Genomic DNA, 9232 nt, shown 5'->3' with positions numbered 1-9232 from the left:
CTGTAGATACAAAGTATAGTTCAGAAAGATTAAAACACATTGCAAAAGTAGTCTCTACAGTGCCAGAAGGTGCTAATTTTGTTAGAAAGGCAGAACGTATTTTAAAAACTAGAGCAAAAATGGCATTCGAAACCAACGAATTAGATTGGGGAATGGCAGAAAATTTAGCCTATGGCTCTTTAATGGAAGAAGGTTTTAACGTGCGTATTTCTGGGCAAGATGTAGAAAGAGGAACGTTTTCTCACAGACACGCCATTTTACGTGATGAGGTTTCAGAAGAAAGAATTAATTTATTAAATACAAATCCAGATACTAAAGGGCAAATGACCATTTACAATTCTTTATTATCTGAATATGGAGTGTTAGGTTTTGACTATGGTTATGCTATGGGGAATCCGAATACATTAACAATTTGGGAAGCACAATTTGGAGATTTTTCTAACGGAGCACAAATAATGTTCGACCAATATATTTCTGCTGCAGAAGACAAATGGAAATTGCAAAATGGTATTGTGGTTTTATTACCACATGGTTATGAAGGGCAAGGTTCTGAGCATTCATCTGCAAGAATAGAACGTTATTTACAATTATGTGCCGTAGATAATATGACAGTTGCCAACTGTACAACACCTGCAAACTTTTATCATTTGTTACGTAGACAAATGAAAAGAGATTACAGAAAACCTTTAATTGTATTTACACCAAAAAGTTTGTTGCGTCATCCAAAAGTAATTTCTAGTATAGAAGATTTGGCAACTGGCGAATTCCAAGAAGTTATAGACGATACAATTAATCCAAAAAATGTAAAGAAACTAGTTTTCTGTATGGGTAAATTCTATTATGATTTGTTAGAAGAAAGAGAAAATTTAGAAAGAGATGATGTTGCTTTGGTGAGAATAGAACAGCTATTTCCATTGCATTTAGATAAAATACAGAAAGTAATTGACAGGTATCCAAATGTAGAAAATTATATTTGGGCACAAGAAGAACCTAGGAATATGGGTGCTTGGAGTTTTATGTTAGAGCGTTTTGATTTGGTAAAATTAAACGTACGTTCTCGTAAATACTATGCAGTACCAGCAGCAGGTTCTAGTACAAGATTTAAAAAACGTCATAAAGCAGTTATAGACAGTGTTTTTAATGATAATGAGTAAGCGCGTTAAGGATTGAAACGACATCCTTTTTGCTTTTTCTGCAAAAAGATATAGTGGAAAGCCTGTTTAAACGCCCAAAAAAATTAAAAAGAATTTCAGATTAAAATAAAAAAAGAAACCATGAGTGTTTTAGAAATGAAAGTTCCTTCTCCAGGAGAATCAATTACAGAAGTAGAAATTGCAACTTGGTTAGTTGAAGATGGAGATTATGTAGAAAAAGACCAACCCATAGCAGAAGTAGATTCTGATAAAGCAACTTTAGAGTTGCCTGCAGAAGAAAGTGGAATTATCACTTTAAAAGCAGAAGAAGGAGATGCAGTTGCTGTTGGAGAAGTAGTTTGTTTAATAGACACTGCTGCTGCAAAACCAGCAGGAGATGCTTCTAAAAAAGATGATGCACCAACTAAAGAAGCACCAACCAAAGAAACTGCAGATGCACCCAGTCAAGAGAAAAAAGAAACCTATGCTTCTGGTACAGCTTCTCCTGCCGCTAAAAAAGTTTTAGCAGAAAAAGGTATTGATGCATCTGCTGTAAAAGGAACTGGAAAAGATGGCAGAATTACCAAAGATGATGCTGTAAAAGCAGTACCTTCTATGGGAACACAGCCAGCAAACGGAACTCGTGGAACAGAGCGTAAAAAAATGTCTATGTTACGTAGAAAAGTAGCAGAGCGTTTGGTAGCTGTAAAAAGCGAAACTGCTATGTTAACTACGTTTAACGAAGTAAACATGCAACCTATTTTTGATTTACGTAAACAATACAAAGAAGATTTTAAAGCAAAACATGGTGTTGGTTTAGGGTTTATGTCTTTCTTTACGTTAGCTGTAGTTAGGGCTTTAAAAATGTATCCTGATGTAAATTCTATGATAGATGGAGATTTTCAAATAAAACACGATTTTCAAGATATTTCTATTGCAGTTTCTGGTCCTAAAGGATTAATGGTACCTGTAATCAGAAATGCAGAAAACTTGTCTTTTAGAGGTGTAGAAAGTGAAGTAAAGCGTTTGGCTTTAAGAGCTAGAGATGGTCAAATTACTGTTGATGAAATGACCGGTGGAACCTTTACCATTACCAATGGTGGTGTTTTTGGTTCTATGTTATCTACGCCAATTATCAACCCTCCACAAAGTGGAATTTTAGGCATGCACAACATTGTAAACAGACCTATTGCTGTTGATGGTGCTGTAACTATTGCCCCAATCATGTATGTGGCTTTATCTTATGACCACAGAATTATTGATGGTCGTGAATCTGTAGGTTTCTTAGTAGCTGTTAAAGAAGCGCTAGAAAATCCTGTAGAATTATTGATGGATAACAATCCAACAAAAGCATTAGAAATGTAACCCAGCATCTGGGTTCATAAGTATGTCAAACTGAGCTTGTCGAAGTTTCTCATAAAATATAATATCCTGAGCTTTTGCTTGGGATTTTTTTGCTTGTAGCTATTTCCAGCTTTCACTACTCGCTTCACGCTAAAAAAGCGTGAGAGCTCAAACAAACCGTTCAATCTGGGCTAAACTTGTTTGCTAGCATTTGTTATTTAGAATTTTGTAAATTGCTAATCAAACAATTTTAACAATGAAAGTTACCGCTAAAAAAAATGAACAAGTAGCCAACATGAAATTCTTTTCAGTGTATCCACACTATGTAACCAAAATAGAAAAGAAAGGAAGATCTATTAAAGAATTGCACCAAGTTATAGAATGGTTAACTGGTTTTAATGAACAAAGGATACAAGAACTAATTGATGAAAAAGTAACATTTCGAACTTTTTTTGAACGCGCAACTTTACACCCAAATGCACATTTAATAAAAGGCGTTATTTGTGGTTATCGAATTGAAGAAATAGCAAACGAATTCGAAATCTATAGGAAGTGTAGATACCTTGACAAATTGGTTGATGAATTGGCAAAAGGTAGAAAAATGGAGAAGATTTTACGCGCTTAACCTCTTCATGTAGCACTAATTTTCCCTTAATTATTTATCATACAATTATGGTTTTATTATCTTGCATCAAAAAGCTATAATGTCCAAAAATCCTGAATTAGAACTTGCCATAGATTTTATCGAAAAAACTGATAGAAACCTCTTTATTACAGGAAAAGCGGGTACAGGTAAAACTACTTTTTTACATCAAATTAAAAATGAATCTTTAAAAAGATTGGTAATTGTAGCACCAACTGGTGTTGCAGCAATTAATGCAAAAGGAGTTACCATTCATTCATTTTTTCAAATGCCTTTTGGTCCTATTTTACCAAATCAAACTCAGAATAACCAACAAAGACGTTTTTCTAAAACAAAAATTGATATCATAAAATCGTTAGATTTAGTAATTATTGACGAAATTTCTATGGTTCGTGCGGATTTGTTAGATGGTATAGATCAAGTAATGAGGCGTTATAAAAACCGAAATAAAGTGTTTGGTGGTGCACAAGTTCTCATGATTGGCGATTTGCAACAATTAGCGCCTGTGGTTAGACCTAATGAATGGAATTTATTGAGAAATCATTATGAAACTGTTTACTTTTTCAGCTCAAAAGCATTTCAAGAAGCCAATGTAGTTTCTATCGAATTAAAACATATTTATCGTCAAAAAAATGAAGCTTTTATTACCATTTTAAATGAAATTAGAAACGATAACTTATCTGAAAAATCTACAAAAATTTTAAATGAACGTTACAATCCTAGTTTTTCACCAGACAAAGAAGATGGCTATATTACCTTAACCACACATAATAAAAGAGCCGATTTAATCAACGATTCTGAGCTGAATAAACTCAAAAACAAAAGCTACTTTTTTGAAGCTGATGTTTCTGGAAAATTTAATGAAAACGCTTTTCCTAATGATGAAAAATTAGAACTTAAAATTGGGGCACAAGTAATGTTTATCAAAAATGATTCCTCACTAGAAAAAAGATATTTTAATGGAAAAATAGGAATCATTACTGACATTTCAAGAGAAACTGTAACTGTTCAGTGTGCCAATGAAGTGGAAGAAATTGTTACAGAAAGAGAAAACTGGGACAATGTAAATTACTCCATCAACGAAGAAACCAAAGCCATTAAAGAAGATGTAATTGGTTCTTTTTCTCAAATTCCATTACGATTGGCTTGGGCAATTACCATTCATAAAAGTCAGGGCTTAACCTTTGAAAAAGCAATTATAGATGCAGAAGCTTCTTTTGCGCACGGACAAACCTATGTGGCTTTGAGCAGGTGTACCTCTTTAGAAGGTTTGGTGCTAAAAACCCCAATTTCTAGTAATGCCATTATTAATGACCAAACTGTAAGTTCTTTTAACGAAAGTGTGGAAGAAAATCACCCTGACGAAAAAGAATTATTACAATCAGAAAAAGAGTTTCAATTGAATTTAATTTCAGAATTGTTCGATTATCAACCTTTTTTATATCCTACAACGCGTTTGATTGACATTTTTTACAAAAATAAAACGTCTATTAAAGGTGATGTTATCGACCATTTACAAACCATAAAAGATGATGGAGTTGTTGCTTTAATGAAAGTTTCAAACGGATTTAAAAATCAGTTGAATAATCTCTCAGAGGATAATATTCTCCCTGAAAATAGTTCTCAAATTCAAGAGCGATTTACAAAAGGAGTTGCTTATTTTTTAAATCATACGAATAATAATATTCAAAAACCTTTAGATGCGATTTCTTTTTCTACAGATAATAAAGCCGTAAAAAAAGACTTTTCGAAACAGTTTGATGCTTTACAAGAAAAACTAGAAGAAAAGTTATTTGCTTTACAGAAAATGACAAGTGCTTTTAAAGTAAAAGAATATTTACAAGTTAGAGCAGATTCCGTTTTACAAAAAACGGAACCTAAAAAGAAGAAAAAAATATCGACTAGAAAAGACCCTTTATTGGCATTAAAATTACGCGAATTAAGAGACGAAATTCGAATTGCAGAAAACATACCAGCGTTTCAAATTTTTACACAAGAAACTTTATATGCCATGTGTGATGCTTTACCAAGGTCTGAAAAAGAGTTGTTGAAAGTAAATGGAATGGGAAAAATCCGTGTAAAAAAATACGGAGAAGAAATTCTAGATGTTATTGAGGCATATTGCAAAGAAAATGGTATCAACAAATTCAACGAACAAAAAAAAGAGGATAAAAAAAACACCAAACAAATTACATTTGAGTTGTTTAAATCAGGTTTATCACCCAAAGAAATTGCCAAAGAACGTAGCTTAACATTAAATACCATTCAAAGTCATTTAATGACCTTTATCCCTTCAGGTGATGTTGATATTTTGGAGTTGATTGAGTTAAAACGTTATAAAAAAATCATCAAACAAATTGAAGAAGTAGAGTTTAAAAATCTTACAGAGCTCAAAGAAAAAGTAGACAAGTCTTTTACTTTTATGGAGTTGCGAATGGTTTTGTTGTCTATGGAGCGTTAGAATTAATTCTTGTTTAAATCTTTTTAACTAAAAATAAGTGATCATCAGAATGTCATTTCGAAATGAGCCTTTTTAGCGATTGAGAAATCTTAAAAAAAACTAATAATATTGTGTTAGATTTCTCGTCGTTCATTCTTCACTCTGTCGAAATGACATTTTGATTATAAAGGATTATTGTTTAGAAAATCTCAATTGTGGTTAAATTCTGATATCAGTTTATTTTTTTCTCTATTATTTTTAATTCTTATAACTACAAATAATTCATCATCAGAATGTCATTTCGAAATGAGCCTTTTTAGCGATTGAGAAATCTTAAATATAACTAATTATATTACATGAGATTCCTCCTCATTCCTCGTTCGGAATGACATTGCTACTACAAAACATCATTGTTTAGGAAATCCCAATTTGGATTAAATTCAGATATCAGTTTATTTTTCTTTTCTCTTCTCCATCCTTTCAATTCTTTTTCCCTAAGTATAGCTAAATTAATGTCTTCGAAAGTTTCATAATACAATAAATAATAACAATTGTATTTTCCTGCAAAAGACCTTTTAACATTTTGACTATCAAAATAATGTTGAGAAAGTCTTTTTTGAAGATTATTTGTTACTCCAATATATAAAACTGTTTTCTTCTCATTTGTAATTATATAAATGAAGTATTTTTTAAACATATTTAAATATAATTAATTTCTACAATTAACAATAAATCATCAGAATGTCATTTCGAAATGAGTCTTTTTAGCGTTTGAGAAATCTTAGAATTAACTAATAATATTGTGTTAGATTTCTCCTAACGTCGAAATGATATTCGTTAGATATTAATTAATTTCTTAACTTTAAAACATGAACCCAAAAACTTATTATTATGAAATTAGGAGCCATGTCCATCAGTTTAGCAGTAAAAGACATTCAGAAGTCAAAAGCATTTTATGAGAAATTAGGATTTACTGTTTTTGCTGGAGAATTGGAAAAAAATTACCTAATTATGAAAAATGGAAATGCTTTAGTTGGTTTGTTTCAAGGCATGTTTGAAAATAATATTTTAACCTTTAACCCTGGTTGGGATGAAAATGCCAACAAGTTGGATGCTTTTGATGATGTAAGAGACATTCAAAAGCATCTAAAAGCCAATCATATAAAATTAGAAAGTGAAGCAGATACCAACACTTCTGGACCTGCAAGTATTGTGTTTTTTGACCCTGATGGAAATACGGTTCTGATTGATCAGCATGTTTAGGGTTTCTTAAAAAGATTAATATTACCAAACTCAATTTCTTTAAAAAAAGTTTCTTTCTGAATATGTATATCAAAAACCAAATCATTTATATCCTTACCTTTTTCATAAGAACGAATTAATTTCATAATTAATCCACCTGAAAATGATTTGGCTTTCCAAGCAAAGTAAGGCAAAAGCTTATTATTAAAATGAGCATTATGTACAATTAAATTCCTAAATCTAAAAATCATTAATAAGTCGTTTTTCACTTCTATTATATGTTTTTTTAAAAATTTATTTAAATATTGTGGTTTCGTATAAAAATCAATTACTGAATTAATTTTTTCTTGCATTAATAGATTTTTTTCAAACTTTTTTAATTCGGGTAATATTTCTATAAAATTATTTAGATATACGATTTGATTAGGTTTAGTTTTTAATTGACCTTTAACCAATAGCTCTTCAGGTATTTCCGTATTTTTAAAAAAACTATTAGCTAAATGCTTATAATGACTATGTAATTCCCATCCATAATTATATGTAAAGTAAAGAACTTGTTGATCAGATACAATTTCTTGTATAATTTTAAACTTATTACCTTTTTTTCCATGAAGTATGTCTGTTAAAGATTCAATTTCATTACTAAAGAAATTTTCTATCGAAATCCAGTAATTAAGTATTTTATCCTCATCTTTTATTGATTCTACTCCTTTTCTATACCAATGTAAAGCGTTTTTTAATTTTAATATACAGTCACTGTCAGTTTCATTTTTAAATAAAAAATCACATTCTTTTAATCTCTCTAAACTTTTTTCATGGCTTTTTAAATCTAGTGATTCATTATGATTTGCAAATTGATCATTTTTATCTCTAGAAAAACTTGAAAAAATGGATTCTCCCTTACTATTTATAATTACATATTGTGAATCATTCACATAAACTTCAGTTTTGAAATTAAAATATACTGAAAGTATATCTAAAGCGTTCTCAATTTTAGTCTTGGCAAATTTTAATGATGATTTAGGTAATAGATAATCTACATCAACAGCAGCTTGTATATACTTTTCCTTAATTTCCTTTTGTAAATCCTCATAATCATATTTCTCAAAATCTTTTTGAAACCTTTTTTCTTTTATATTATAGAACGTCACTCCTAAAATTTTCTTTTCAATATTTCCTTTTAGACCATTTACCTTAAATATGTATTTAACACTTTCTGTTTTTTTATGATAATAATAAGAGAGTTTTTGAATACGTTCTTTGTATGTTAGTTTATCCATATAAGCTTTAATTCGTTCATCATAAGAATCTGAATCTTCTAAATCTTTATTCTTTAAACCATGAGGAAAGTCTACAGTTAATAATTCATTAAAGTAATGATAATCACAAAATATGTTCTTCAAAAATTTATTTATATCAGATAAATCATAATTTTTACCTAAAAACTCAACAATTAAGACTTGAGTATTATAATTTATCTTTTTAACAAATTCTAAATCTAATTCAGAGTCATTCAGAATTAATTGCTCAACTGACAATAAAGTTTCTTTAAAATAAATACCTTTTTTTAATTCAATATTAATTTTCTTGCATAGTGCAAGAATATAATTACTTTTTCCGTTACCAAAAGATTTTCTTAATAGTGAAAATTCAGATTTTAATTTTGATTTTATAACTTCATCCTTTTCTAAATAGTTACAAATTTTATCATAAAAGTACTTTTTATTATCAGCATTTCTGAAATCATTTTCAGTTATTTCAACAATAATATCTTCAATTAGTGTATGAGGTGTATAAAGTCTCAAACCATAAGATTTCTTTAAAAAATTTCTTATCAAATCTTCCCAAAGTTCGCTCCAATACTCAATCTTTTTTTCAACATTTTTTATTTCCATCTTTTTCTTATTTCAAATCCTTTAACACCAATTGTATCGACTTAAACCCATTCCACTCGTTTTCATCTAAAGTATACACAATATCAAAATCGTTTTGAACAGCGTAAATTTTATCACCTAAATTAAAACCAATAGCGCCAAAAGTTTGTTTATTATCGCCTTGAAAAACATTGAGTTTTAAATGGGTTTGTGTTGCACCTACTTTTTTTCCATAACCATTATCTCTAACACAACTACTTTTAAAAACAGGTTTCATATTCTGTGGACCAAAAGGAGCCATTTGTTGTATGATTCTAAAAAATTTTGGAGTAATTTCTGAGAGTTCAATTTCAGCATCAATTGCTATTTCTGGAGTTAGCAATTTCTTATCAATTGTTTTAGAGACGACTTCTTCAAACTTATTTTTAAAATTCTCATAATTTTCTGGTAACAAGGTTAACCCTGCAGCATATTTATGTCCACCAAATTGCTCTATAAAATCTTCACACTGCAACAAGGCTTCATACACATCAAATCCTTTTACAGAGCGCGCAGA

The 9232-nt window shown here is 30.0% G+C and carries 7 protein-coding genes and 1 pseudogene; 5 read left to right on the top strand and 3 right to left on the bottom strand.

Annotated features, from left to right (window positions below; genetic code table 11):
- The 4 genes and pseudogenes from ACTG3S_RS11385 to ACTG3S_RS11370 form a co-directional block, all read left to right on the top strand.
- Nucleotides 1-1154: pseudogene (locus tag ACTG3S_RS11385) on the top strand (2-oxoglutarate dehydrogenase E1 component); the annotation flags it as partial.
- A gap of 120 nt (nucleotides 1155-1274) precedes the next feature.
- Nucleotides 1275-2498 carry a 2-oxoglutarate dehydrogenase complex dihydrolipoyllysine-residue succinyltransferase gene (gene odhB / locus ACTG3S_RS11380; RefSeq protein WP_439129476.1) on the top strand — a complete coding sequence of 408 codons (1224 nt, stop codon included), beginning with the start codon at nucleotides 1275-1277 and terminating at the stop codon, nucleotides 2496-2498.
- Nucleotides 2499-2733: 235 nt separating this feature from the next.
- Complete coding sequence (locus ACTG3S_RS11375) at nucleotides 2734-3102, top strand: DUF2200 domain-containing protein (RefSeq protein ID WP_439129475.1); 369 nt, start codon at nucleotides 2734-2736, stop codon at nucleotides 3100-3102.
- Nucleotides 3103-3181: 79 nt separating this feature from the next.
- Entirely contained in the window at nucleotides 3182-5581 is a 2400-nt protein-coding gene (locus ACTG3S_RS11370) for a helix-turn-helix domain-containing protein (protein ID WP_439129474.1), read from the top strand.
- A 376-nt stretch (nucleotides 5582-5957) separates the two neighbouring features.
- Here ACTG3S_RS11370 and ACTG3S_RS11365 read toward each other — a convergent pair whose 3' ends face one another.
- A complete protein-coding gene (locus ACTG3S_RS11365; RefSeq protein ID WP_439129473.1) occupies nucleotides 5958-6257 on the bottom strand; it encodes a GIY-YIG nuclease family protein in 300 nt (99 codons plus the stop codon).
- 194 nt (nucleotides 6258-6451) lie between these two features.
- Here ACTG3S_RS11365 and ACTG3S_RS11360 point away from each other — a divergent pair, with 194 nt between their 5' ends.
- Nucleotides 6452-6823: a VOC family protein gene (locus tag ACTG3S_RS11360; RefSeq protein ID WP_439129472.1), complete on the top strand. Its 372-nt coding sequence runs from the start codon at nucleotides 6452-6454 to the stop codon at nucleotides 6821-6823.
- On the opposite strand, the gene ACTG3S_RS11355 is transcribed toward ACTG3S_RS11360, so the two are convergent.
- Together ACTG3S_RS11355 and ACTG3S_RS11350 are read right to left on the bottom strand one after the other, a co-directional pair.
- Complete coding sequence (locus ACTG3S_RS11355; RefSeq protein ID WP_439129471.1) at nucleotides 6820-8697, bottom strand: hypothetical protein; 1878 nt, start codon at nucleotides 8695-8697, stop codon at nucleotides 6820-6822. The genes ACTG3S_RS11360 and ACTG3S_RS11355 overlap by 4 nt on opposite strands.
- A gap of 7 nt (nucleotides 8698-8704) precedes the next feature.
- On the bottom strand, nucleotides 8705-9232 hold a 528-nt coding region (locus ACTG3S_RS11350; RefSeq protein WP_439129470.1), incomplete at its 5' end, for a DHHA1 domain-containing protein.

The organism is Polaribacter sp. (genome assembly GCF_965656025.1).
In the GTDB taxonomy this organism is placed as follows: Bacteria; Bacteroidota; Bacteroidia; order Flavobacteriales; family Flavobacteriaceae; genus Polaribacter.
This window is presented reverse-complemented; position numbering and strand designations above follow the sequence as displayed.

Excerpts from the sequence above, each read along its gene's own strand:
- odhB (WP_439129476.1), top strand. The coding sequence starts at position 1,275 with ATGAGTGTTTTAGAAATGAAAGTTCCTTCTCCAGGAGAATCAATTACA.
- ACTG3S_RS11375 (WP_439129475.1), top strand. The coding sequence starts at position 2,734 with ATGAAAGTTACCGCTAAAAAAAATGAACAAGTAGCCAACATGAAATTC.
- ACTG3S_RS11370 (WP_439129474.1), top strand. The coding sequence starts at position 3,182 with ATGTCCAAAAATCCTGAATTAGAACTTGCCATAGATTTTATCGAAAAA.
- ACTG3S_RS11365 (WP_439129473.1), bottom strand. The coding sequence starts at position 6,257 with ATGTTTAAAAAATACTTCATTTATATAATTACAAATGAGAAGAAAACA.
- ACTG3S_RS11360 (WP_439129472.1), top strand. The coding sequence starts at position 6,452 with ATGAAATTAGGAGCCATGTCCATCAGTTTAGCAGTAAAAGACATTCAG.
- ACTG3S_RS11355 (WP_439129471.1), bottom strand. The coding sequence starts at position 8,697 with ATGGAAATAAAAAATGTTGAAAAAAAGATTGAGTATTGGAGCGAACTT.